The organism is Ornithinibacillus liuyingii, from assembly GCF_055550225.1.
Map to the genome: position 1 here is coordinate 202,091 of NZ_JBPWOS010000003.1, position 23,734 is coordinate 225,824.

At 38.1% G+C, this 23,734-nt stretch carries 28 protein-coding genes; 8 read left to right on the forward strand and 20 right to left on the reverse strand.

Features of this window, described 5'->3' with window-relative positions; translation table 11 throughout:
- Nucleotides 1–18 precede the first annotated feature (18 nt).
- The 3 genes from ACSKT4_RS05550 to ACSKT4_RS05560 form a co-directional block, all read right to left on the reverse strand.
- Entirely contained in the window at nt 19–378 is a 360-nt protein-coding gene (locus ACSKT4_RS05550) for a carboxymuconolactone decarboxylase family protein (RefSeq protein ID WP_186870375.1), read from the reverse strand.
- A gap of 314 nt (nt 379–692) precedes the next feature.
- Nucleotides 693–962, reverse strand: coding sequence for a DUF2691 family protein (locus tag ACSKT4_RS05555; RefSeq protein WP_366481223.1), 270 nt, complete (start codon nt 960–962; stop codon nt 693–695).
- Nucleotides 963–1,008: 46 nt separating this feature from the next.
- Nucleotides 1,009–1,161, reverse strand: coding sequence for a hypothetical protein (locus ACSKT4_RS05560; protein WP_186870378.1), 153 nt, complete (start codon nt 1,159–1,161; stop codon nt 1,009–1,011).
- A 118-nt stretch (nt 1,162–1,279) separates the two neighbouring features.
- Between ACSKT4_RS05560 and trpB the strand changes: the two genes are divergently transcribed.
- The gene (trpB, locus tag ACSKT4_RS05565; RefSeq protein WP_465822960.1) at nt 1,280–2,446 is read left to right on the forward strand and encodes a tryptophan synthase subunit beta; all 1,167 of its coding nucleotides are present in this window, start codon (nt 1,280–1,282) and stop codon (nt 2,444–2,446) included.
- A 117-nt stretch (nt 2,447–2,563) separates the two neighbouring features.
- Nucleotides 2,564–2,698 (forward strand): hypothetical protein, encoded by a 135-nt coding sequence (locus ACSKT4_RS05570; protein ID WP_255488130.1) that lies wholly within the window; start codon nt 2,564–2,566, stop codon nt 2,696–2,698.
- Between the two features lie 85 nt (nt 2,699–2,783).
- Here ACSKT4_RS05570 and ACSKT4_RS05575 read toward each other — a convergent pair whose 3' ends face one another.
- From ACSKT4_RS05575 to ACSKT4_RS05590, 4 genes are all read right to left on the reverse strand, one after another.
- On the reverse strand, nt 2,784–3,023 hold the full coding sequence (locus tag ACSKT4_RS05575) for a DUF362 domain-containing protein (protein ID WP_186870380.1): 240 nt from the start codon (nt 3,021–3,023) through the stop codon (nt 2,784–2,786).
- A gap of 113 nt (nt 3,024–3,136) precedes the next feature.
- Nucleotides 3,137–3,577, reverse strand: a complete 441-nt coding sequence (locus ACSKT4_RS05580) for a GNAT family N-acetyltransferase (RefSeq protein ID WP_186870381.1) — start codon at nt 3,575–3,577, stop codon at nt 3,137–3,139.
- A 113-nt stretch (nt 3,578–3,690) separates the two neighbouring features.
- Nucleotides 3,691–5,868, reverse strand: coding sequence for a DNA topoisomerase III (locus ACSKT4_RS05585; protein ID WP_465822962.1), 2,178 nt, complete (start codon nt 5,866–5,868; stop codon nt 3,691–3,693).
- 50 nt (nt 5,869–5,918) lie between these two features.
- A complete protein-coding gene (locus tag ACSKT4_RS05590; RefSeq protein ID WP_186870383.1) occupies nt 5,919–6,332 on the reverse strand; it encodes a hypothetical protein in 414 nt (137 codons plus the stop codon).
- Between the two features lie 184 nt (nt 6,333–6,516).
- Here ACSKT4_RS05590 and ytaF point away from each other — a divergent pair, with 184 nt between their 5' ends.
- On the forward strand, nt 6,517–7,155 hold the full coding sequence (gene ytaF, locus ACSKT4_RS05595) for a sporulation membrane protein YtaF (protein ID WP_186870384.1): 639 nt from the start codon (nt 6,517–6,519) through the stop codon (nt 7,153–7,155).
- Nucleotides 7,156–7,302: 147 nt separating this feature from the next.
- Here ytaF and ACSKT4_RS05600 read toward each other — a convergent pair whose 3' ends face one another.
- From ACSKT4_RS05600 to ACSKT4_RS05655, 12 genes are all read right to left on the reverse strand, one after another.
- A complete protein-coding gene (locus tag ACSKT4_RS05600; protein ID WP_186870385.1) occupies nt 7,303–7,680 on the reverse strand; it encodes a 5-carboxymethyl-2-hydroxymuconate Delta-isomerase in 378 nt (125 codons plus the stop codon).
- A gap of 11 nt (nt 7,681–7,691) precedes the next feature.
- A complete protein-coding gene (locus tag ACSKT4_RS05605; protein ID WP_186870386.1) occupies nt 7,692–8,447 on the reverse strand; it encodes a fumarylacetoacetate hydrolase family protein in 756 nt (251 codons plus the stop codon).
- A complete protein-coding gene (locus tag ACSKT4_RS05610) occupies nt 8,444–9,235 on the reverse strand; it encodes a fumarylacetoacetate hydrolase family protein (RefSeq protein ID WP_186870387.1) in 792 nt (263 codons plus the stop codon). The genes ACSKT4_RS05605 and ACSKT4_RS05610 overlap by 4 nt, the downstream gene beginning before the upstream one ends.
- A 94-nt stretch (nt 9,236–9,329) precedes the next feature.
- The gene (locus tag ACSKT4_RS05615) at nt 9,330–10,562 is read right to left on the reverse strand and encodes a dihydrolipoamide acetyltransferase family protein (protein ID WP_211742425.1); all 1,233 of its coding nucleotides are present in this window, start codon (nt 10,560–10,562) and stop codon (nt 9,330–9,332) included.
- A 10-nt stretch (nt 10,563–10,572) separates the two neighbouring features.
- A complete protein-coding gene (locus tag ACSKT4_RS05620) occupies nt 10,573–11,715 on the reverse strand; it encodes a Leu/Phe/Val dehydrogenase (RefSeq protein WP_186870389.1) in 1,143 nt (380 codons plus the stop codon).
- A gap of 31 nt (nt 11,716–11,746) precedes the next feature.
- Nucleotides 11,747–12,223 (reverse strand): flavin reductase family protein, encoded by a 477-nt coding sequence (locus ACSKT4_RS05625; RefSeq protein ID WP_186870390.1) that lies wholly within the window; start codon nt 12,221–12,223, stop codon nt 11,747–11,749.
- A 197-nt stretch (nt 12,224–12,420) separates the two neighbouring features.
- A complete protein-coding gene (hpaD, locus tag ACSKT4_RS05630) occupies nt 12,421–13,404 on the reverse strand; it encodes a 3,4-dihydroxyphenylacetate 2,3-dioxygenase (protein WP_211742423.1) in 984 nt (327 codons plus the stop codon).
- 12 nt (nt 13,405–13,416) lie between these two features.
- A complete protein-coding gene (hpaB, locus tag ACSKT4_RS05635) occupies nt 13,417–14,883 on the reverse strand; it encodes a 4-hydroxyphenylacetate 3-monooxygenase, oxygenase component (RefSeq protein ID WP_186870392.1) in 1,467 nt (488 codons plus the stop codon).
- A gap of 15 nt (nt 14,884–14,898) precedes the next feature.
- On the reverse strand, nt 14,899–16,383 hold the full coding sequence (gene hpaE, locus ACSKT4_RS05640; protein WP_465822966.1) for a 5-carboxymethyl-2-hydroxymuconate semialdehyde dehydrogenase: 1,485 nt from the start codon (nt 16,381–16,383) through the stop codon (nt 14,899–14,901).
- A 13-nt stretch (nt 16,384–16,396) separates the two neighbouring features.
- Entirely contained in the window at nt 16,397–17,317 is a 921-nt protein-coding gene (hpaI, locus tag ACSKT4_RS05645; RefSeq protein ID WP_186870394.1) for a 2,4-dihydroxyhept-2-ene-1,7-dioic acid aldolase, read from the reverse strand.
- 177 nt (nt 17,318–17,494) lie between these two features.
- Entirely contained in the window at nt 17,495–18,169 is a 675-nt protein-coding gene (locus tag ACSKT4_RS05650; protein ID WP_255488131.1) for a GntR family transcriptional regulator, read from the reverse strand.
- A 320-nt stretch (nt 18,170–18,489) separates the two neighbouring features.
- Nucleotides 18,490–19,389: an AEC family transporter gene (locus ACSKT4_RS05655; RefSeq protein ID WP_211742420.1), complete on the reverse strand. Its 900-nt coding sequence runs from the start codon at nt 19,387–19,389 to the stop codon at nt 18,490–18,492.
- A 163-nt stretch (nt 19,390–19,552) separates the two neighbouring features.
- Between ACSKT4_RS05655 and ACSKT4_RS05660 the strand changes: the two genes are divergently transcribed.
- The 5 genes from ACSKT4_RS05660 to ACSKT4_RS05680 all read left to right on the forward strand — a co-directional run bounded on the left by ACSKT4_RS05660 (nt 19,553) and on the right by ACSKT4_RS05680 (nt 23,361).
- On the forward strand, nt 19,553–19,933 hold the full coding sequence (locus ACSKT4_RS05660; protein ID WP_186870395.1) for a GntR family transcriptional regulator: 381 nt from the start codon (nt 19,553–19,555) through the stop codon (nt 19,931–19,933).
- Nucleotides 19,930–20,778, forward strand: coding sequence for an ABC transporter ATP-binding protein (locus ACSKT4_RS05665; RefSeq protein WP_186870396.1), 849 nt, complete (start codon nt 19,930–19,932; stop codon nt 20,776–20,778). The genes ACSKT4_RS05660 and ACSKT4_RS05665 overlap by 4 nt, the downstream gene beginning before the upstream one ends.
- 5 nt (nt 20,779–20,783) lie before the next feature.
- Nucleotides 20,784–21,422 (forward strand): ABC-2 transporter permease, encoded by a 639-nt coding sequence (locus ACSKT4_RS05670; RefSeq protein ID WP_465822969.1) that lies wholly within the window; start codon nt 20,784–20,786, stop codon nt 21,420–21,422.
- A gap of 12 nt (nt 21,423–21,434) precedes the next feature.
- Nucleotides 21,435–22,097 (forward strand): ABC-2 transporter permease, encoded by a 663-nt coding sequence (locus ACSKT4_RS05675; RefSeq protein WP_465822970.1) that lies wholly within the window; start codon nt 21,435–21,437, stop codon nt 22,095–22,097.
- Between the two features lie 418 nt (nt 22,098–22,515).
- The gene (locus ACSKT4_RS05680; protein WP_211742417.1) at nt 22,516–23,361 is read left to right on the forward strand and encodes a CvfB family protein; all 846 of its coding nucleotides are present in this window, start codon (nt 22,516–22,518) and stop codon (nt 23,359–23,361) included.
- A gap of 40 nt (nt 23,362–23,401) precedes the next feature.
- Here ACSKT4_RS05680 and ACSKT4_RS05685 read toward each other — a convergent pair whose 3' ends face one another.
- Nucleotides 23,402–23,692: a hypothetical protein gene (locus ACSKT4_RS05685; RefSeq protein ID WP_186870400.1), complete on the reverse strand. Its 291-nt coding sequence runs from the start codon at nt 23,690–23,692 to the stop codon at nt 23,402–23,404.
- Nucleotides 23,693–23,734: the final 42 nt, after the last annotated feature.

The window sequence follows — 23,734 nt, forward strand, 5'->3', positions numbered from 1 at the left end:
GAGGTGCAAGTGCACCTCTTATTGTTTTAACTGATTTAAATCTTGAATACTATCTTGTACAAGGGTAACCGCTTGGCTCATTGCTGCTCCGCCACCAAAGGCAGCCGTAACACCAATTGCCTCTAGGATTTCCTCTTCTGTACATCCTTGATCCAGGCAACCTTTTGTATGATAGATCATACAATACTCGTCCTGTGCGTATAAACTAACTGCTAATGCAATTAATTGTTTATGCTTTTTAGATAACGCACCTTCTTTGAAGCATTCTTCTGTAAAAGCATTATATAATTCGGCTAGCTTTGGCATCTTTTTCGTGAACATGCCTATTCCTTCTTTATAGTCTATTAAAGCCTCTTCTGTAAGATTTCTTGCTTCCATTTGATCATCTCCATTATTCCAGATTTGAAAGTCTACTGTTAGTATGAACGAAAACAATCAGCATAGTCGTTAAATTAATTAATTTATAAAGCTGTTTTCTATTAGACACTTCTGTCCTCTCTGCCACAAAGACAACTGTTATACCAATTAGAAAGAAATTAATAGCGTCCACTAGTCCCCCTCTTACACCGTTATTTTACAATGCATCCAATACCCAACAAATAAATTGTCAATCCTCCCATTTAGTGTTAAGCAAAAATAGACTGTCGATAAAAGATTTTATACTTTAGTAGCAGCAACATTTGATGATAGAACTAATCGAAACGTAACTTTACACAATCCTCTACATCCATATATCTAAGATCAGAGAAATTATATTGAAAGTATTTTTTCTCCATATCTGTAATAACATCATTATCCTTTGATAGAAATGTCACTTCTGTAGTATCTACAATACTAATTAACACATTGCAAGATGAATTCAAGAATTCTTTCCCATTTAATATTGAACTACCAATTTCTCCATTCGTTAAATATCCGGAAATGTAGCTATTATGGGATAGTAACTTCCAAACGAAACATATCTTTTCATTTGATCATTATTCAGCGTCTTTAGCCTCTCTATATTTTTCATTTCAGAATTAAAATCGTCAGAAACAATATTTCTATATGATTCCCTTTTCTCCATATATACTTATCTTCTTCTAATAAACTACCTAACAGATCTGATAGTACTTTTCCGTACGTATTTGGTACCCGAAAAAATAGACCTATCTTTTCCAATGTAACGCCCCCCTTTCGAACTAAATGCTTATTGGTGTTGGCCCACTTTTATGTTACAATAATGAGCAAGTATTCTGAATAGAATACAAAAAAATAGAATAGAGGAGAGTTTAGAGAGATGAGAGAGCAGAGTGTAGTGGAGACAGGATTTTATGGTGAATTTGGAGGTAGCTTCATCCCTGAAGATTTGCAGAAGGTGTTAGATCATTTAGCACTGGAATTCGAGAAGTACAAGGATGATCCAGAATTTCAAAGGGAATTCCGGTTCTATCTTAGGGAGTATGTGGGGAGAGAAAACCCATTAACGGAAGCTAAAAACTTAACCAAAAAATTAGGCGGAGCAAAAATCTATTTAAAGCGTGAGGATTTAAATCACACAGGAGCCCATAAGATTAATAACGTAATAGGGCAAATTCTACTGGCTAAGCGAATGGGAGCAACAAGAGTCATTGCAGAAACTGGGGCAGGTCAACATGGTGTTGCTACTGCTACTGCTTGTGCCATGTTTGATATTCCTTGCACCGTGTACATGGGTAAAGTGGATACAGAAAGACAGGCTCTCAATGTGTTTCGTATGGAGCTGTTAGGAGCTAATGTTGTCCCTGTAGAAAAAGGGCAAGGTCGTTTAAAGGATGCTGTTGATGCTGCGCTAGAAGACCTTGTAGAAAATTACCAAAACACATTTTATCTGCTTGGATCTGCAGTTGGACCACATCCATATCCGTCCATAGTGAAGCATTTCCAGGCTGTCATCAGTGAAGAATCAAAACGGCAAATACTGGAAAAAGAAGGCAAGCTACCTACTGCAGTTATTGCTTGTGTAGGTGGTGGCAGTAATGCCATTGGAGCATTTGCTCACTACTTAAATGAACCAAATGTCCGATTAATTGGTGCTGAACCTTATGAAGCTCCAGCGATGACAGAAGGTGTAGCCGCTGTTATTCACGGATTTAAATGTTTAACATTACTTGATGACAATGGGGAGCCGAAACCGACGTATTCCATTGCCGCAGGGCTTGATTATCCAGGTGTTGGGCCAGAACATAGTTACCTAAAAACGACTGGAAGAGCAGAATATGTAACGGTTACAGCAGATGAAGCTTTAGAAGCTTTTCAAATACTATCAAAAACAGAGGGAATTATCCCTGCTTTAGAAAGCTCTCATGCCATTGCCCATGCGATAAGGCTTGCACCAACACTAACTGACGAGGACATCATCATCGTCAACCTATCTGGTAGAGGCGATAAAGATGTTAATCAAGTATTTGATTTATTAAATAAATAAATAATTCTATCCCCCCAAGATTTCGCTTTGGGGGATTTTACATATCATTTCCATTACATAACATTAGCTTCACTACTTGCAGTTCGTTATAATGAGAATAGGAAGGGGTTAGAGCTTATGATTAAAGTAAAAATGAATGTTCAAACTGCTTACCATGGAGAACTATTTCGGGCAGGGAAAGTATATGAAGTAGATGAAAAAACAGCCAAACGCTGGATAGCAAGTAAACTAGCAGTAGCTGTAGAAGAATAAGAAATGATAATCTTAAAAATTCAAGGAAACCTACATAAAAATCCCGTTAGTCTCTTATGAACTGACGGGATTTTACTTATACTGATTAACGGTTGGCAAAGAATTCTTCTGCTTTTTCTAAAAATACTTCTTGTTCTGGAGTCAAATCATATTCTTCCTCAATCGCATTTACTGGGCAGGCTGCTTTACAAGCACCACAGTCAATACAAATATCTGGATCTATGTAGAATTGATCTGGACCTTCTTCTATACAATCAACTGGACAGACACTAACACATTCAGCTGCTTTTTCTTGTCTGCATGGATCTAAAATAACAAAAGCCATCTATGTTTACCCTCCTAATCTATTCAAGGTACATCTTCATTTTAATGATACATCTACTATTAATTCAAGTAAACCGTTTCAAAAAAGAAAATTGGCGCTAACGAAAATAAGCTCTATACCATCAAATCCTTCACCATCACAATATGCGGTCCAATTGGTGGATAATCAAATACGTTACCATGTGGTTGAAAACCTAACCGCTCATAATAGCCTTGTACCGATGTCCTACCCATACACCACAATAATTCGATATTCTTTTCTCTTATCCGTTTCTCTGCATAATCAATCACTGCTCTTCCTGCTCCTAGCCCGCGATGAGTAGGTAGAGTTGCCATCGCCCGTAGACGATATTGCTTCTCTTTAGTAAACTCGGGATTCTTTTCTTCATAAAAAGATGCAACACTTATTAAGGTACCTTCGTAAAAAGCACCAACATGAAAAGTAGTTACATCACGGTCTGTATCATATATGCAGGCCTCAAATGGTTGATGTGGCCTTAAAATAGCATGTCTTAGTTCATAGGTAGTTTCAGGACTAACCTCTCTAACCTCCATCTCTCTATCTCCTCCTTACAAACATTACTTACCATATATATTCTTGTTTTTCTCTAAAAATCCTTCCATGAAAAAATGCCTAAGAAAAAGTTATCCTAGGCATCCATTAACTATTATTTTTTATCCTTTAATTTCGCTAATGCTTCTGCTAATGCATTATTTGTAAATCCGTCATCTTGCTTTTTAAGATATTTATTGACATCTTTCTTAGAAACTTTACCCTTCTTCTCTTGTTCCTTACGCTTATTAAAGGTTGATAGCTTTTCACGGTGACCACAGGAGCAAGTGAACATTTGCCCTTCTCCTTCACCACGCAACTCTAATCGTTTATGACAATTCGGGCAACGGGCATTCGTCTTTTTGGCAATATTCTTCTTATGACCACAAGCACGATCCTGACATACTAGCATACGACCATGCTTATTATTCACTTCAAGCATCAACTTGCCACAATCCGAACATTTAGTGCCAGTCATGTTGTCATGCTTGAATTTACTATCATTTCCTTTAATTTCTTGAACAATTTCCTTCGTGTAATCTTTGATTTCCGTTATGAATTTATTCTTGTCCAGTTTACCTTCTGCAATCAAGCTTAGCTTTTGTTCCCATTCTGCTGTTAAAGCTGGAGAACGTAAATCCTCTGGAGCAAGCTCTAGCAACTGCTTACCCTTTGAAGTAAGGAAAATATGTCTTCCCTTCAGTTCCATATAGCCACCATTGAAAAGTTTATCAATAATGTCTGCTCGCGTAGCTACGGTGCCAATACCTCCAGTTTTTTGCAGTGTACCAGCTAAGTGTTTTTCATCTGGATTCATGTAACGTACCGGATTTTCCATCGCTTGTAAAAGGGCACCCTCTGTAAAGCGTTCTGGTGGCTTCGTTTCACCTGTCGTTACAGCTAACTTAATAGTAGTAAAAACATCTCCTTGCTTCACCATAGGTAACTGTTGATCATCCGAGTCCTCTTCTTCAAAGGTGCGATCATAGATTGCTTTCCATCCTTGCTTCTTCACTACTTTTCCTTTAGCAGTAAAGGATTCATTTCCGATAACAGCATGAATCACGGTCTGCTCATACTCATAAGCATCCATCAGAACTGCCAAAAATCGTTTTACGACTAAATCATATATTCTACGTTCCTTATCATCTAGGTCTGCTAAAATAACAGGTTCTTCAGTCGGAATGATTGCATGGTGATCACTTACCTTCGAATTATCTACGACCGACTTCGGTAGCTTGTTAATCCCATTTCGAAGGATTGTTTGGGCAAAGCGAGCATATTGATCAACGCCACAAGCTTGAAGACGATCCTTTAACGTAGGGACTATATCTGTTGAAATTACCCGTGAGTCGGTTCTTGGATAGGTTAATACTTTATGACGCTCATAAAGCTTTTGCATAATCGATAAGGTTTGTTTACCAGAAAAGCCAAACATCCGGTTCGCATCACGCTGTAATTCTGTTAAATCATATAGTTGTGGTGAATATTTCTTTTTTGCTGTTTTATCAACTTTTACAATTTTTAATGGTTGATCTTTCAGTTTACCAAATAGACTATCTGCTTTTTCCTTAGAAAAAATTCGTGTATTACTTTTGTTATCCTGCCAAGTATAGGTTACTTTTCCTTGTGCTTTCGCTTGGACACCATAATAGGTTTGTGGCTTAAAATTCCTAATTTCCTCTTCTCGTGCTGCTACCATTCCTAGTGTTGGTGTCTGTACACGACCACTGGAAAGCTGTGCATTAAATTTAGTGGTAAGTGCTCTTGTCGCATTAAGACCGACATACCAGTCCGCTTCCGAACGTGCTACAGCAGAAGCATATAGATTCTCATACTGTTTGCCTGGCTTCAGCCGTTTAAACCCATCACGAATTGCTTTATCTGTTACCGAAGAAATCCAAAGTCGTTTAATTGGCTTCTGGATACGGGCCTTCTCAATAATCCATCGGGCAACAAGCTCTCCTTCACGACCTGCATCCGTGGCAATAACAATTTCACTTACGTCCTTCCGAATCATTTGGGTTTTGACGGTACTAAACTGCTTCCCCGTCTTTTTCATTACAACTAACTTTAGATTAGATGGGAGCATTGGTAAATCCTCTAATTGCCATTGTTTATATTTATCATCATAGGTCTCTGGATCAGCTAATGTAACAAGATGTCCAAGCGCCCAGGTCACAATATATTTCGATCCTTCCATAAATCCATTTCCTTGCTTGGAGCATTGAAGTACTCGTGCAATATCACGACCTACGGAAGGTTTTTCTGCTAATACTAATGTTTTACTCATTTTTGTGTATTTCCTCTCTTAAAACTTCTATCCTAACACTATATCATATTTTAATTCGAACTATTTCTATCTGTTAGGAGTGATACATAATAATAAACTAAAGCGGCAAGAATCCCACCAATAATGTAGGTTAATGAAGCTTGGGATAACATGACAAATCGATCGTCCGTTATGGAGACTATCACAATATAAATAATGGCAACGAATACCCCTGCTACAATATATAGACCATACTTACTATAGTGACGCGCTAATTGGGATGAAAAGTTTCTTTTCTTTAAATAGGATTCAATTAGATAAGATAGTGGAATTCCACCAATTACATATACTGGGGCAGCATATAGTATAAAGTAACCCATCGACACCCATAGGTTATCCGATGTGTACGTCAGATAACTGATAAGACTTAATAAAAAACTAAAAATCACAGCTGATAAAAACGCTGTTAATAATTTCTTCCACATTAATTTTCCTCCATCATTTCCTGAACAAATTTTCATTACTTGCCTTTCCTTATTCCAACGATACCAAAATCTTGCGAACAAGAACAGGATTAAGTAACATTTTGTTCAGTCCAATGTAGGAAGCACATAACTGCCCATTTTTCATACAATACAATACACTAGAACAAGAAAAGGATATGGTGCTATGATTTTATTTTACACAGGATTATTATTCCTAGTAATTGCAGTAAGTTTGGATGGTTTTGGAGTGGGGATTACCTACGGGATGCGTAGAATAGTAGTCCCAAAAAGTGCCTTATTCATTATCATGATGTGCTCAGGGGTTGTAGTGCTTCTATCTATGTTAATTGGTACTGTATTAAATTCGTTCCTATCTGTCAGCGTCGCTGAAACGATAGGTGGAGTGATTTTAATCGTAATTGGTTTATTTTCCTTAATTAACATTATTCGAAATCAACTAAAGCAAGGGGAAATAGATGAAGAAGAACACCAAGCAACCACAGCAGGAAATTTCCAAAGCTTTAGAACGGTTATTGCCAAACCAGACAAAGCAGACCTTGACCGTTCTGGAACTATTTCTTTAGGTGAGGCAACATTGCTTGGTACCGCTCTAGCGCTAGATGCCTTTGGTGCGGGTATCGGAGCCGCTATTTTAGGCTATTCTCCATTCATTACACCAGTTTTAATCGCCATTATGAGTGGTGTTTTCGTTCATCTAGGAATAAAAGTTGGCGTTATCCTATCCAAGAACAAACGACTAGAGCGAATGAACTTCTTACCTCCGATTTTATTAATTACACTCGGTGTGTTGAATTTGATTTAAGAGATGATTCTGCGCGTAATGCTTGTAAAAAATTATCTTATATTAACTTCGGGATACTATTGTGGGACGTTTTAATTCCACACTGCAAAAAAACGATAATCCGAGGATTATCGTTTTCTTATTTAAGTCATATAATATAATCATCCATCACCGATATCGATGATGGATATTATTTTTCTTGTATGTCGGATACATAAACTCAAATAGTTCTAGTGATAATGCAATATAACGCGTGGCAAATTGCTTTTCAAAATGATTTTCTAGTAAAGCAAATATTCGGTCGCACGTCACTTTTTTAACCTCTTCTGTTCTACCTGGACCTATTTTTAATGTGACATGGATAAAACTATCCTCTTCAGACGTTCCATCTGCTATAACATAATCCTTTAATTCGACTGCTCTTGAACGGATGCCCCCAATTGGAAAGCCTTCATCAATCAGAATTTCATTAATACGCTGTAACAATTCTTTCATATTACCAGCTTGTTTTAGATTATCGGTATACTCTACTGTAATATGTGGCATCGTTACACTCCTTATCTCGAAAAGACCTTATCACTAACAATTCTATTTCGTAGTGACCCGATTCCTTCAATTTCTACGACAACTTCATCCCCTTCGTTTACATTGACCGTTCCCTTAGGTGTACCAGTTAAAATAATATCGTTTTCATATAGTGTCATAAAGCTACTTAAATATTCAATTAAATACGCGATATCAAATACCATATCCTTCGTAGAGCCCTCTTGCTTTAATTCACCATTCACATAAGTAAAGAGCTTCAAATTCATTGGGTCTGGAATATCTTCTTTTTCCACAAACCACGGGCCTATTGGGGTTAGCGTGTCTCGATTTTTCACCGCTAAGTTAGGGCGATAATAGTTCTCCAGATAATCCCGAATGGCATAGTCATTAGCAATCGTATAGCCAGAAATATATTCATAGGCATCGTTCTGCTTAACATTTCGAGCGGTTCTTCCAATCACCACAGCCAACTCACACTCATAATGCATCATTTCAACATCTACTGGTCTTCTCGTTTCACCATTATGTCCAATTAATGTATTCGGGCCCTTTAAGAAAACAAGTGGTTCCTCTGGTGCCTGAAAGCTAATTTCGCTCGCGTGGTCTGCATAATTTAGTCCGAGTGCAAAAATGGTCCCTGCTTCAATTGGTGGTAACCAAACAACCTCATTTTCATCTACTAAACGCCCACTACTTAATTTCAGCTTATTTCCGGCTTGAACAGCTTCATGTATTGCGCCAAGACAAGCAACTCTTGCATATTTCAACGCTTCTCCCCTCCTGCAATCTGGACATTTTCATAAACAAATCGATTCTCTAAGCTACCAATATAATCAATTTCTATCCGGATAGTATCTCCATGCTTAGCAGTTGGGGGGTGATTCGGCAAACCAACTAGTAACAAATCACCTTTTGCAAGTGTCATATACTCCGTGACATCTTGAATAAGACGAGGGATAGGTCGAATTAAATCCTTTGTGTTATTTACTTGAATCAATTCATCATTTTTAAATGTCCAAATCATTAAGGAATCTGGTTCAGGGACATTTTCCTTTGGAACAACCCACGGACCGATTGGACAAAATCCATCACGAGCCTTTTGTTTAATAGCAGGACGAAAATAACTTTGATGTGGAATGGAAACATCATTGACAATCGTATAGCCTTCCACATAATCAAAGGCATCTACCTCCTTTACATTGGTGGCCGTTTTGCTTATCACGATCCCAAGTGTCCCATTCACTTCGATTTCGTCTACATCCAGAGGAATTGCCACCTCTTTCAAATGCGCGTTAATCGTGTTTCGTGGCTTAATATATAACACTGGGCGCTCTGGTGCTTGATGATAAGGTGGCTTCTCAAATTGATTCTTTAAGGCATCCATCTGTTCCTGAAAATTTAGTAATGTACCATAAACTGTTCCAGTTACAGGAGATTGCCAGGATAAGGCATCCTCAGTAAGCTTTTCACCCTTCCACTCAATATAAGACTGTGCAACAGCTATATCCTCGAGGCCAATCCCGTTAGCAAATCTTGCTTTTGCATGATACATCATGAACGCCTTCCCCCTAACTATTCATGTTATTTTCATAGTTTATTCCAAGGTGAAAGGGCAGAGAACAAAAATTAGCTGCAAGCTGCCCGTACTGTTAGTGTAAATATAATAGAAGCTTTTTTGGATGTTCGATTAATTCTATAAAACGGTTCGTAAACATAACAGAGTCCGCCCCATCTATAATGCGATGATCAAAAGATAAGGACATCGTCATAATAGAACGAATTTTGATTTCATCATCCCCCATTACGACTGGCATTTTTTTGGTCTTATGGAAAGCAATAATACTTGTCTGTGGATGATTAATGATTGGTGTTGCTGCTATACCTCCAAGTGGACCTACATTGCTTATCGTAAATGTTCCACCCTTCATATCGTCTGCAGCTAGTTTTTGCTCCTGTGCTTTCTTTGTTAATGCTTTCATTTCATCCTGCACCTGTTTCAATGACTTCTTATCGACATCACGTAGTACCGGGACAAGTAATCCTTTTTCTGTATTCGTTGCCATACCTATATGATAATCCTTCAATAGTTTAATCACATTATTTTCTTCCTCTAACCGTGCATTGAATAAAGGAAATTCCTTTAGTGTAATAGTGAGCGCTTTTAGAAAAAAGGCCACAACAGATATATGCTCCCCTGCCTCTTTTAGCTCCCCACGATATTCTAATAGATTCGTTAAATCCACTTCATCAAAGTGGGTTACATGTGGAATCGTAGAAAGTGACGCCGTCATTTTCATGGCAATTTGTTTGCGAATACCAATGAAAGGTATTGTGTCTGCTGCCGATACTTTCGTTTCTTCGGCTTCCCTTACTTCTTTCTCTACTGCAACCTCCTCTTCTCCCTTTCTTCCCCTATCTCGAATAAATCGATAGATATCCTCATCTGTCACTCTTCCTGCTGATCCGGAGCCAACCACCTGTTCAATATCCACATCATTTTCCCGTGCAATTCTTCTTGTATGTGGTGCAGCGATAATCCGCTTAGGAGCTTGTTTGACAATTGGGGGATGAACTGGTTTACTCCTCTTTTCAGGTGCTAGCACAGCAGCAACCTCTTGCTCTGAACTTGATTCCGCCACCACTGCTATGCCATCATCAATTTCTAATAATACAGAGCCGATTGTAATGGTCGTACCCTCTTCAACATGAATCTTTTTCACGATGCCAGAAGTTGGCGAAGGGATTTCAGCGACCATTTTATCGGTTTGCATTTCCACTAATGGCTGATCAACCTTTACCCTGTCCCCTACCTTTACTAAATAATTTACAACTTCGCCCTCTGTCATTCCTTCGCCAATATCATGAAATTTTACTTCAACCATTGGTTACACCTCATTTATAAAATGTCCATTTCGGGCTTTTTTCTCTTTTAAAGAAATTATTACGACCTTGCTGTTCTTCTAAGCGTTGCTGGCATTTACGATTGGCCGCTTCGAGTGTTGTAATCGCATCTAATTCTGATTGATGATAAATCGCCAAAATCGATTGATAAATTGCTTTAGTCTTCAATAAAACACGAGCTTTATTTGCTCCATATAGTTCATCGGCAACTTGGATTAATCCTCCTGCATTGACGATATAGTCAGGCGCATATAATATTCCTTTATCATGAAGTGCTTTTGCATGAAAATCTTCCTTCAACTGGTTATTCGCTGAACCGACAACTGCCTTAACCTTTAGCTTTTCAATCGTTTCATCATTTAAAATCCCACCCATAGCACATGGAATGAAGATATCTGCGTCAACCTCGTAAATGTCATCCAACTCAACTACGGTTACCATGCCTGGATAATTGGTAGCTTTTTCACGGATAGCAGTAATTGCCTCTTCAGAAATATCGGTTACGATGATATGTGCTCCAACCTGTAGTAATTGTTCCGCAACTTTAAATCCTACCTTACCCAAACCTTGGATTGCGTAAGTTTTCCCAGCTAGAGTTTCATTGCCAAACAAATATTCATTTGTCGCTTTTAATCCGTAAAGCACGCCCTCTGCAGTAGGGACAGACGAGTCACCTCCACCGCCGAATTCTTCTGGAATACCATTAATGAAATTCGTTTCCTTCGATGCTTGCACAAAATCATCCATTGTAGTACCCATATCTGTTCCGGTATAAAATCGACCATTCAAGGAATCTACAAACTGCCCATAAGCTCGAAATAGTGCTGGTGATTTATTCGTTTTCGGGTCTCCAATGATTACACCTTTACCACCACCAAAATCAATATCCGCGGCTGCACATTTATAGGTCATTCCCTCTGACAGACGTAACACATCCTCCAATGCTTCCTCTACATTGGCATAAGGATACATTCTAGTTCCACCAAGTGCTGGGCCGAGTGTCGTGTTGTGTATCGCTATAATTGCCTGTAAACCTGTACTAGGATCATTGCAAAATACGACCTGTTCGTGCCCACTTATCTTTTCAAATATATCGATTGACTTCACGGCTGATTGATCTATTTGCTGTTTCATGGTCAACCCCCCATTCAGCAAGAATATGAATCTATTTAACTCGTTCACTACTCACTAATTCCCGATATTTCCCTTCATAAAATGCTAGAGGTTCTCCATCTCGCACCTCTAAATCAGTAACCTTCCCTATAAAGAGGGTATGGTCGCCAGCGTCAACAGCATCATGCAGCTCGCAGACGAGATTCACTAGCGCTTCTTTTATCGTTGGTAATTCATGAAACCAATGAAAATCGATTTCTCTGGTTTCTTTCATTTGGCCTGCGAAATAGGCTGAGAGTTCTTTTTGGTCTTGATTTAAAAAACTAATAGCGAATTTCCCAGAATGATTGATATAGTGTTTCATCGTCGCTTTATGGTCAACAGATACAAGTACTAATTTTGGGTTTAAGGATACGGACATGAAAGCATTTGCGGTCATGCCGTGGATATCGTTTCCAAGCTTTGTTGTAATAATGGTAACTCCAGTAGCGAATTTCCCCATTGCATGACGGAATGCACGATCATCCATTAACTAACCCCCTTTTAAATGTTTTCTACTCATACATGGCATATACCTATACTTTTCATATGGTGATGCTCCATTTTTTAGGAATCCCTGAGCTTATACTGTGGATTTAGCCGCCCTAATTAATCTCATAAAAGTATAGTCAGACTGCTCCATGTATAAGCTTCTATTCCTAACCACTATGCCAAGCCTTCTAAACATCAAATCACAAATGTCGGTTTATGTTGTTTTAGTTTAGCCGCTTGTATAGGTACTTCTTTACCAGTGTGTACATGTAAGACAGATGATGCCTCGGTGAACCATTTATCTGGTGCTGCATGCCCCCAGAAGGTCTGACGCATAGGATCATTGATATCCCAACGTATCGGTTCAAAATCTGGGTCACTTGTTAGGTAATCCCCGCTATATAATTCAATTCTATGTCCATCCGGGTCACGTAAATATAAGAAGAAAGCATTGGATAGTCCATGTCTGCCCGGTCCACGTTCAATTGATTCCCCGTAACCACTGGCCGCCAGTACATCACACGTATGGATAAGTGATAATTGATCAGGCAACCAGAAGCCTATATGATGTAATCGAGGTCCTTTTCCGTTCATAAATGCAACATCATGTACATTTTGCTTCCGGTGTAGCCATGCTGCCCAAATACTACCTTCAGAGGTCTCGGTATATTCAGAGCATGCAAACCCTAATTTTTCTTTATAAAAATCATATGCTGCTTCTACATCTGGAACAGCACAATTAAAGTGGTCAATTCGTTGCATCTTGGAGCCTTTGTATAAATCATAACGCTGTAATAGCCGGTCTACCGTATCCATCTCCGCAAAGAACTCTAATGGTAAACCAGAAAGATCGTTTACACGTAATGCCCGCCCCATCGCATGCTGCTCTCCTTTTTCGATCCATTTCGTTGGATAGCCTTCTTTTTCAAACAGCAGTGCTAACGCTTCTAAATCATGTTCTGATGAAACCTTATACCCTAATGCCTCCACTACAGGCTTATCGGACTTTTTCAGCAGTAAACTATGGTGATTATGCTCCTCTAATCCTCGAAGAAAAATATGTTCTTCATCAGATTCTGTTTCAATAAACCCAAGCGTATCGACATAAAACCTTCTTGATGCTTCAAGATTGGTTACATGAAGAATAGCCCTAGCACAGCGAATCACATTATAATCCATCGTAATCCTCCTTTAATTAGAAGCGTTCACACTGCTAGTTTTTTTCAAAAAATCCTGGATATATTGTTTAAATGGCTCTTTATCGTATTGATCAAAATATGTCATTCCCATACGTATTGGGTCGCCAAAGAAGTAGTATTCGTAATGTGTCTGTCTGCTTCCAAAGGCACTTAAGGTCATATCCCAAGCAAGACGGAATAATTGTACTCGTTCATATCCTTCTAAATTCTTTCCTTGTAATCCACGGTGGATGATTGGACCGATTTCCTCATGGTTGAAATCTTTTTCTGTCGGGATTCCCATTAGCCCTGATGCTCCTAAAATACGAATTATCTCAGATAATCTCGGATACACTCTTGGGTACCAATTACGTGCCGCATCTAATGCTTCAAAGTCCGGTGTCATCGTGCCTGATTGATCAAGCTTAGCATTATGCTCTGCACGATACAGATGCGATTTCATCGTCTCCAGTGTCAGCATTATCTCTGATCCCTTATCCTGAACATGCTGGAATCCGTCAATTCCAATTACATCCATCATACTTAGTGCAACCCCAAGAACAAATTCGGTTTTTACAATATTTTTGGCAACTACTTGATGGGCCATATGGACAACCGCATTCGTTTCTTTAAATGTCCGGTTACATACAGAGGAGTTTCCACAAACGAAAACTCGCTCCCACGGGACGAATACATTTTCAAACGAAACAATGGCATCGCCCTCTTCGAATCGTGCACCTAGTGGATGATCCCATTCACTCTTGCCATAATCGAAGGATTCACGGCTAATGAATTTCAAGCCAGGTGTATTGTTTGGAATCGCAAATGCTAAAGAATAAGGATCATCTAGCTCGCCGGCTTTTTTTACAGTGGAAGGAAATACTAAAATCTCATCGGTAATACCACCTTGAGTAGCCAGTAGGCGAATACCGTCTACAATAATTCCATCTGGCCTTTCTTCCACTAGATGAAGGGCAACATTAGCATCCTTTTGCTGATGCTGTGCCTTTGCACGGTTAACTTGTGGGTGGATTAATGTATGGGTTAAACTAATGTCATTCTCTCGAGCGAATTCATAATAATTACGAGCATTATCTGCAAACTGTGGATTCCCCTCGGCAAATAGGCTATTATTTACTCCCATTGCCATCACTTCTGCATTTAAATAATCAGGTGATCGCCCCATCATTCCACCCGATGTTCTCGCCCACTCTTGCATCGCTTCACGTCGCTTAATCAAATCATCGACAGTTCTCGGTTGTAAGAATGTCATTCCTACTTTGTCCCCGGTAGTTGGGGATGTATATAGCATTTTCTCAGGTTTCTCGTATTGTAAATCATATAAATTTGCCATCGATTTAATGACATTTTTAAATGCTGGATGCTCTGTAACATCCTCGACTCTTTCCCCGTGAATATATATATTATTATTTGCCTTCTTCAATCCCTCGATATATTCTTTCCCTTTTTTTGCTGGCATGTTAGTCCCTCCTTATTATTTTATTCCAAATTTCGGTATAGGATGGTCTCCAATGGCGACATGAATCGCTTTTGGTTCAGTATAAAATTCAAACATCGCAAAGTGTCCACCTTCTCTACCAATCCCGCTAGCTTTCATTCCACCAAATGGAATGCGTAAATCCCGAACATTTTGCGAGTTTACCCAGATCATTCCTGAATCGATTGCTTGTGCTACACGATGAGCTCGCTTAATATCATTCGTCCATACATAGCCTGCAAGGCCATATTCTACGTCATTGGCCATACGAACTACTTCTTCTTCCGTTTTAAATTCCATAACTGCCATTACAGGTCCAAATATTTCTTCCTGGCAAACTCGCATATCATTCTTCGCATTTAGTAATAAAGTGGGCGGTACAAAGTTGCCTGCTTGATATTCTTTCGGTACTGTTCCTTGAAACACGTCACACCCCTCTTCTTTTGCCAGTTCAATATATCCTGTTACCTTCCTGAAGTGACCTGTATCGATAAGCGGCCCAAGCTCTGTATCGTTTTCTTTCGGATCACCAACAATAATGTTTTGGACACGCTCTTTTAAAGCTTCAACGAATTGCTCTTTTATAGCTTGATGAACAAATACTCTAGAATTTGCTGTACAGCGTTCCCCGTTAAAGGAGAATATTCCCCAAACCGTCGCATCAAGGGCTTGCTGAAAGTTTGCATCATCAAATACGATTAATGGTGACTTCCCCCCTAACTCCATCGATGTTTTTTTCAACGAATCTGCGCTATTTTTAATAATTCGTTTACCAGTAGTTGTTTCCCCTGTAAACGATATCGCCTTCACGATAGGATGCTTGACAAGCGCTTCTCCAGCCGTTTCTCCAAATCCATGAACTACATTAAATACACCTTTAGGTAGTTCTGCCTTTTGGATAACATTTGCAAGTATATTAGCGGATAGTGGTGATAGCTCAGCTGGTTTTAGTACTACCGTATTACCAGTAGCTAAAGCAGGTGCAACCTTCCATGTTAATAACATAAATGGCGCATTCCAAGGCGTAATTAAGCCCACTACACCTAACGGTTGGTAAACCGTGTAATTCATAAACTCATTGTCAACCTGATAGGCATCTCCATGTAATCTTGCCTGAACCATTCGAGAGTAAAAACGGAAATTCTCAGCACCTCGTGCCGCCATTTTACGAGTTTGACTAATTGGTAATCCAGAATCGAGCGACTCCAGTCGTGCAATTGTTTCTGATTCCTCTTCAATTAAGTCTGCAATTCTTTCAATATATTTCATTCGTTCTTTAACCTTCATCTGTCCCCAAGGTCCGTTTGTGAAGGCTTCTTTTGCCGCTAAAACCGCTTTATTAATATCAGCCGCATCACCTTTAGCGATGTGATTCATTACCTCATTGGAGAAGGGGTTTTTATTTTCAAAGGTTTCATTTGTTGTTGCATCCACAAATTCTCCATTGATAAAGAGCTGGATATTCTCTAATCTCTCTTCCAATTACAGTCCCTCCTTACAGTTGGACATCTTCTGTAATAAGCTGGTAATTTAATAATACTTCTCTAATCTCAGCCCGGATTTCAGGTGAAGGAACATCTAAAGGCTTTCTAAGTATCGGCTTAATTTTCCCCATCATCCCTAATGCAGCTTTGACAGGGGCTGGATTAGTATCCCGGAAAAGCACATCATTTAATGGCATTAATTCATAATGTAAATCCTGAGCGCTCTTTATATCCCCCATTGCCCATCGGTTATATACCTCTGCAACTTCCCTAGGAGCTACATTTGCAGTCGCACTAATATGGCCAGCTCCTCCAATAGCAAGCATTGGATAGCAAAGCACCTCAATTCCAGAATATAAGTTAAAATCTCGCCCACAATGAAGTAGTACGCTATTGACATGTTCAAAGTCCTTATTCGATTCTTTCACTCCGATAATATTTGGACAGTCCTCTGCAAGTCTTGAAATTGTAACCGCTTCCAAATTTATCGCTGTTCGACCTGGTATATTGTATAAAATGATAGGAATGTCTACTGAATCTGCGATTGCTTTGAAGTGTTTGTATAATGCGTGTTGGTTAGGTTTATTGTAGTATGGGACAATGACCATAGCAGCATCTGCTCCCATTTCTTGTGCTGCTTTTGTCATGCGGAGTGTTTCTTGGTGGTTAGTTGATCCAGTTCCTGGTATAAAGGGAACTCTACCATTCACTGTTTTACAGGCAATTTCCATTACTTGAATACGCTCTTCTTCGGACATGGAGCTTGGTTCACCCGAAGTACCTGTTACGGAAATACCATGACTTCCACTAGCAATTTGCCAATTAATTAATTCCTGAAACTTATCAAAATCAATCTGCTCATCTTCCTTAAAAGGTGTAATCACCGGTGCAATCGAGCCTCTTAATCGTTCCTTCGCCTCTTCAAAAGCCATTTGATTACCTCACCTCATTGTTTTCATTAATATTAATTTTCAGAACAATTAAATCATATATGATTTCATATGTTATGTCAACATAGAATTTTTGTAGTTTTAGCTGGATATGCCACTAGCAGTTTGCTAGGATTCTAGTCTAAAAAAAAGAACTAGATCTTATCTCTAGTTCTCCTCTTATGAAGGAAAAATATTGGTATCAATTAGGTTCTTTCTTCTTTTTTCGAAGTTGAGAGCCGTTTTTATTTTATGTTCTCTAGCAACCACTTCTAATTGTTCTCCATCCCCTGCTTCTAATAGGTTAATAATTTCCTTATGTTCTTCAATTGATTCTTTTACCCGCTTTGAATAAAGTGTTGATCCAGTCCCTCGGATGGAATCAATACGATTCCACGTATTCTGAATCGTTTCTAATAAGTATGTATTACCACATTGTTCGCAAATGATTCGATGAAATATAGCGTTTCGTTTGCTAAACTGGATAATGTCAAAATCCTCTAAAGCCTCCTCCATTTGCTCATTTAACTGCTTTAACTGAACTAGCTTTTCTTGCGGAAAATTCCGTGCTGCAAGCGATGCTGCATAGCCCTCCAGTAACGCTAGAACACGAACAGTATCCAAATAGTCCGACTCATTTACTTCTGCTACAACAGGCCCGACATTCCGCTTATAGACAACTAAACGCTCTGCTTCTAATTGCCTAATCGCCTCACGTACTGGTATCGAACTTGTTTCCAGCTCCTTCGCTATTTGGTCGATAACAATTCGTTGACCTGGAACATATTCTCGTTCTATAATTCTTCCTTTTATTATTCGATATACTTTTTGCTGTTTGTTTTCTTTTATCATCATACTTATTATAGTATAGGAAATGATATATAATGTCAATATTCTGAAAACAAAACTTGAAAGGTTGGTGCATAAATGAAAAACCGAATGACACGCGGTCACACTCCAGCGGGTGGATAGGAAAAGGGTGACTCCTCTAGTCGACTAACCACCCTACGGAGTAAGGTCTTTAGTTATCATTCGTTTTTTCCTTTAAATAATTATTTTTTGTCCAACCCTAGTCTCTATAGTGATAAGTACCATATAGAACTATCATTCTAATTCTTAGTTGGCATGGTGTAAACACTTGGAAATCATAACAAGAGACCTTGTCTAATCTACTATTAATATGGAATCATATTTAATAACACAGTTATCGAAACTATACTGAATAATGTGGAAACCAATGTAATACTTGATACTAATTCTGGTTCTGTATCGAACTGTATTGCATACATCGTTGTCGTTGCTGCACTAGGCATGGATGCTACAATTATTAAGACCGCTGCGACTATTGGATCGACATCTACTAGATTTATAAAACCGAACGCAATTAGAGGCCCAATTAACATTCTTATCGATACGGTAGAAATAATGACTTGCCAATTAAATGTAATAGAAGTGATTGATGCTAACTGCATTCCTAGGATTACCATCATTACTGGAATTGCCGCTCCACCGACCATCGAAAGTGTGGAATAGACAGTTTCCGGTATTTCCCAGGAAATATTTTGTAATATTATGGCGATTAATGCCGCATAAGTAGCTGGCAATGTAAAGACCTTCATAACCGCTCGCCTAATCCCACTAGAACTCCTCGATGCATAATACACCCCAAAAGAATTCATGAACATCGTCTGAATAACCATAAAAAATATGGCATATGGTAATGCTTGTTCTCCAATAGCAAACATAATCACAGGTACTCCGTAATTACCGGCATTCATAAATCCTGCTGTTAATATTGAAGCACTTTCCACTGAATGGGACCATTTAAATATGTGCTTAGCTAATTTGCTTAAACTTATCATCAAACCCAATTGAACAAATGCAAAAATCAATAATATCGTATAGCTTCTATCAAATGTCGCTTCATATAATTTCGTAAATACTAATGCTGGTAGAAATACATAGATAAATAGTGTTGACACTGCCCTAATATCAATTGGTTTAAACCGCTGCAATATAAATCCTGCACCAAATACCGCTATTACTGGAAGGATGACATTAAAAAATATGCTCATTTCTTCTCGACCCCATTACGCTTCATTTACACTATACATTGTATCTCACTTTTTGTTTATCTTGTAAATTAATTTCAGAATTATGGTTGACTTTTTTATTCTCAACTTATATATTGTGTATATACAATATATACAATATAAACATTTATTAGGAGGTGTAAGCATGAACCTAATTATCTCATCTAGCAACAAGGATCCATTGTTTCTCCAGATTAAAGAGCAAATAAAACAGCAAATTTTCTCCGGTGATCTAAAGGAAGGAGATGCACTTCCATCGATGCGTTCTCTAGCAAAAGATTTAAAGGTTAGTGTCATCACAACAAAACGAGCGTATGAAGAGTTAGAAAAGGAAGGTTTCCTCGTTTCAACCGTTGGAAAAGGAACTTTCGTTGCAGGGCAACAGCCGCATGTTTTACGCGAGTGGCAAATTCGAGAATTGGAAAATGAATTAGAGAAGCTTGTAATCGCCAGTAAACAACTTGGACTTTCAAAGGAAGAATTACTAGAAATGCTTAACATCTATTACGAGGAGGAGAGCCGATGAATACTGTTGAATTCAAAAACGTCGCAAAAAATCGAAAGGACTTCACCATCCAAAACCTTTCTTTTACGATACCAACAGGCTTTATAACTGGCTTTATTGGACCAAATGGAAGCGGAAAAACAACTACTATCCAAATGATGATGAATTTATTACAAATTGACAAAGGAGACATACGAATCTTTGGAAACTCCCATAAAAATCATCACAACAAACAAAGAATTGGCTTTGTTTATGATGATCTCTACATGTATGAGGATTTTACAATTGCTAATATGAAAGCTTTTATTGCACCACTCTATAAAACATGGAATGAAAATCTTTTTCAGCGATATTTGGCGCAATTTGAACTTCCATTAAGAAAGAAGGTAAAAAAGTTTTCAAAAGGGATGAAAATGAAGACCTCCCTCCTATTTGCCTTAAGTCATGAACCTGAATTTATCGTCATGGATGAACCTACTTCTGGCCTTGATCCGATATTCCGTAGAGAGCTTCTTGATTTATTACAAGATCTCATGATTAATGAAAAACAAACCATTTTCCTTTCCTCACATATCACAACAGATTTAGATCGAATTGCCGATTATATTATCTTTATCTATCAAGGAAAAATTCTCTTCCAAAAAAGTATGGAGGAAATTAAAGAGACTTTCCATGTAGTGAAGGGGAAAAAAGAGCTGATAGATGATGATACAAGAGAACTATTTTCTGGGTTACAACTATCCAACACTGGTTTTCAGGGCTTATTCGAGGGAAATCCAGCCTTATTTGAACCTTTCGGACAGGATGTCTTCATTGAAAAAGCTACATTAGAAGATATTATGTATTTCATGACGAGGAAGGAGTAGTGCACTTGAAACAATTATATGTTAAAGATTTAAAGATTTCTCGTCTATACATCATTCTCTTTGCCTTGTTTATTCTCCTAACTTATCTATTCCATGTAAACAGTATGGGAATAAACATGACTGTCATATTAGGATTTCTAATTTTATTGTTTTATTTCGATTATCAGCATCATGTACTGCGCTCTCTAGTCAGTATGCCACTAAATCGAAAGCAAATCGTTCGAACAAGATACGTATTTTTGTATTCATTGACAATCGTATTCATGCTTTTCATTTGGTTAGTCGATTCGATTGCAATCAACAACCTATACCTAGGAAACTTTACTTACTTAACTGCAAAAGATATCGTCCATTATTTTGTCATTGTTACGGTACTGTTAGCTATTTATTTACCAATTTTTTATCTTATTAAAAACTTTATGCATGCCGTGTCGGTGTTTATGGTTTCCCATTTTGTTATCGTCTTCACGTATAGCATCAGTAGAGGAAATCCATATATCACACTAGATGACAAAATTGCATCTCTCATTGAAGCCCTTTGGAATATACAACCTTTCGTCATACCTTTGGTTGTTTCGTTACTCGTGATGTTTGTATCTTATCTAATATCTAATTGGTTCTTTATAAAATTCGATTTGGAATAGGAGGTTAATCCATTGAAATCTTTATTAATTCGGGACCTAATCCTTTCTAAAGGTCTAATACCCTATACGCTCATATTAATCCCGCTAGGCTATATCTTATCATTGCCTCCATTTATGATTAGCTTAGCATTCATATTACAGGTTATTATCCTATCTATATTCTTTCTAGATCATCGAGCAGGAATAAATTCCTTTGTAACTAGTTTACCGCTAAAACGTAAAACCATTATGATAAGCCGGTATTTTTCTTTCGCCATCGTATGGATTTTCACCGTGTTATACCAGTTTGCAGTTGGTCAGCTATTAGAAAACTTAATTCCTTACGCGATATATACCTTTGGTTGGAAGGAAATAGTCGTTTTACTAAGCTTAGGATTATTAATTATTGCCATTTACATCCCTTTATTTGTCGTGACTCGCTCTTTCGTCATTCCTTCTACCCTAATATTGGTATGTTTCTTTATTACCTTTTTAATATCAATCGATGCTTTAGTGACTGTATCAGGAATGACAACAAGCCTTATCTTTAATGATCTAGACCAATGGATCATCCCATTGATTGAAGAAAAAATAGTCGTATATCCTTATCTAGTTTTACCTATTTTTGGGCTACTCTTTTATGGCTTATCTATTGCCATTACTACGAAAGCCTTTCAAACTAAGAGCTCAATTTGACAATTACAGTAATATATGCCATAATGAACTAGTTACTAAAGTAACATTCGAATCTGGCATTCTACAATGTTTTTGTTGATGCTTATTCACACTGGCGCGACTAAGGGGTCGCAAGGACGTAAGAGCAGGTAGGGCTTACGTTGCTTAAGTTAGAAGACATCGGATTGATTCCTTGCTTTTGGCAAAAGCTAAACAATCCAGTGGAAAATTTACCGCGGTTAAAGTGAAATTCTATGAAATTCGGAAGCGTTACCGAATAAAACAACTAATAATAAATCTTAATTACGAATTGAATTTCCCACCCAAAACAAATTGGGATAAAATATAAATAAACGATGTGTTACTTTAGAAATATAAGGGGTACCCTATAACTTGGGTATCCCTTTTCCAATACATATAAGAAAGAGGGTTAGCGTAAATGGAAATTGGTACAATTCAAACAATGACAGTTGATCGCAAAATTGATAGTGGTTACGTACTAAAAAAGGATATGACAGAAGCGCTTTTACACCATAATGAAACAGAAAGCGTATTAGAAGTCGAGCAAGATGTAGATGTTTTCTTATATCAAGATAAAAAAGGTAATTTAACTGCAACTACTAAGCTTCCGGAAGTCGTTATGGATCAATACGGATGGGCAAAGGTTGTTAGTGTTCTTCCTAATTTAGGGGTATTTGTTGATATTGGGACGACAAAGGAATTTCTAGTCTCTATAGATGACTTACCGTTGTTTGAAAATGTTTGGCCTAAAGAAGAAGATATGCTATTTGTAACTTTAGGTAAGGATAGAAAAGGAAGATTACTGGCCATTCCCGCAACAGAAGGCGTCATGCAGCGAGAATTCGAGCATGCACCTGAATCATTGCTAAATCAAAAGGTTACAGGTCGTGTTTATCATACGAGCAGGGAAGGTACAACCATACTTACTAATGAACATTATCGTGGATTTATCCATCATACCGAACGAAAAACCGAGCCTCGTTTAGGTGAGCTTGTCGAAGGACGAGTGATTGAAGTTCGTTTTGACGGTACATTAAATGTTTCCCTTCGCCCGCTAAAACAGCATGGAATGATCGATGATGCTGATTTAATTTTAACTCATCTAGAGGAACATGATGGTGTAATACCATTCAGTGATAAAAGTGATCCTGAGGACATTCGAGGGACATTTAATATAAGTAAAGCAGCTTTTAAACGAGCGCTCGGTAAGCTAATGAAAGAAGGAAAAATAGAACAACGAGATGGAAAAACATATCTGAAATAAGGAAAACATCGCACAGTTAATCAATCTGTGCGATGTTTTTTTAAGCTTCGTTATCATGAATTTGAAAAGCATGGCTAACACTAGTAACGATAAAGCTAATACCTGCTGCAAAAAGAGCTGCTATTGCCCATCCTCCTAGTCCAACTTCTCTTACCATTACGTCCATCGGAGCAGCAATACAAGCAAACACTATCCCTGCTAAAGTTAGAAGGGCACTTGGATAATAAGGTACATACCCCTCGCCTCCGGTCATTTTTAACAATACAAACCCTAAAACAATGCCAATTACAGCCAAGATTGCTCCAATAGTTATAATTGTCTGTACTAACATGTTTACACCTCACTTTTATTACCTATTTATATTAGTATCGTA

Coding starts and splice junctions, on each gene's coding strand:
- ACSKT4_RS05550 (WP_186870375.1), bottom strand. CDS start 378: ATGGAAGCAAGAAATCTTACAGAAGAGGCTTTAATAGACTATAAAGAA.
- trpB (WP_465822960.1), top strand. CDS start 1,280: ATGAGAGAGCAGAGTGTAGTGGAGACAGGATTTTATGGTGAATTTGGA.
- ACSKT4_RS05570 (WP_255488130.1), top strand. CDS start 2,564: ATGATTAAAGTAAAAATGAATGTTCAAACTGCTTACCATGGAGAACTA.
- ACSKT4_RS05575 (WP_186870380.1), bottom strand. CDS start 3,023: ATGGCTTTTGTTATTTTAGATCCATGCAGACAAGAAAAAGCAGCTGAA.
- ACSKT4_RS05580 (WP_186870381.1), bottom strand. CDS start 3,577: ATGGAGGTTAGAGAGGTTAGTCCTGAAACTACCTATGAACTAAGACAT.
- ACSKT4_RS05585 (WP_465822962.1), bottom strand. CDS start 5,868: ATGAGTAAAACATTAGTATTAGCAGAAAAACCTTCCGTAGGTCGTGAT.
- ACSKT4_RS05590 (WP_186870383.1), bottom strand. CDS start 6,332: ATGTGGAAGAAATTATTAACAGCGTTTTTATCAGCTGTGATTTTTAGT.
- ytaF (WP_186870384.1), top strand. CDS start 6,517: ATGATTTTATTTTACACAGGATTATTATTCCTAGTAATTGCAGTAAGT.
- ACSKT4_RS05600 (WP_186870385.1), bottom strand. CDS start 7,680: ATGCCACATATTACAGTAGAGTATACCGATAATCTAAAACAAGCTGGT.
- ACSKT4_RS05610 (WP_186870387.1), bottom strand. CDS start 9,235: ATGATGTATCATGCAAAAGCAAGATTTGCTAACGGGATTGGCCTCGAG.
- ACSKT4_RS05615 (WP_211742425.1), bottom strand. CDS start 10,562: ATGGTTGAAGTAAAATTTCATGATATTGGCGAAGGAATGACAGAGGGC.
- ACSKT4_RS05620 (WP_186870389.1), bottom strand. CDS start 11,715: ATGAAACAGCAAATAGATCAATCAGCCGTGAAGTCAATCGATATATTT.
- ACSKT4_RS05625 (WP_186870390.1), bottom strand. CDS start 12,223: ATGGATGATCGTGCATTCCGTCATGCAATGGGGAAATTCGCTACTGGA.
- hpaD (WP_211742423.1), bottom strand. CDS start 13,404: ATGGATTATAATGTGATTCGCTGTGCTAGGGCTATTCTTCATGTAACC.
- hpaB (WP_186870392.1), bottom strand. CDS start 14,883: ATGCCAGCAAAAAAAGGGAAAGAATATATCGAGGGATTGAAGAAGGCA.
- hpaI (WP_186870394.1), bottom strand. CDS start 17,317: ATGGCTTTTGAAGAGGCGAAGGAACGATTAAGAGGCTCGATTGCACCG.
- ACSKT4_RS05650 (WP_255488131.1), bottom strand. CDS start 18,169: ATGATGATAAAAGAAAACAAACAGCAAAAAGTATATCGAATAATAAAA.
- ACSKT4_RS05655 (WP_211742420.1), bottom strand. CDS start 19,389: ATGAGCATATTTTTTAATGTCATCCTTCCAGTAATAGCGGTATTTGGT.
- ACSKT4_RS05660 (WP_186870395.1), top strand. CDS start 19,553: ATGAACCTAATTATCTCATCTAGCAACAAGGATCCATTGTTTCTCCAG.
- ACSKT4_RS05665 (WP_186870396.1), top strand. CDS start 19,930: ATGAATACTGTTGAATTCAAAAACGTCGCAAAAAATCGAAAGGACTTC.
- ACSKT4_RS05680 (WP_211742417.1), top strand. CDS start 22,516: ATGGAAATTGGTACAATTCAAACAATGACAGTTGATCGCAAAATTGAT.
- ACSKT4_RS05685 (WP_186870400.1), bottom strand. CDS start 23,692: ATGTTAGTACAGACAATTATAACTATTGGAGCAATCTTGGCTGTAATT.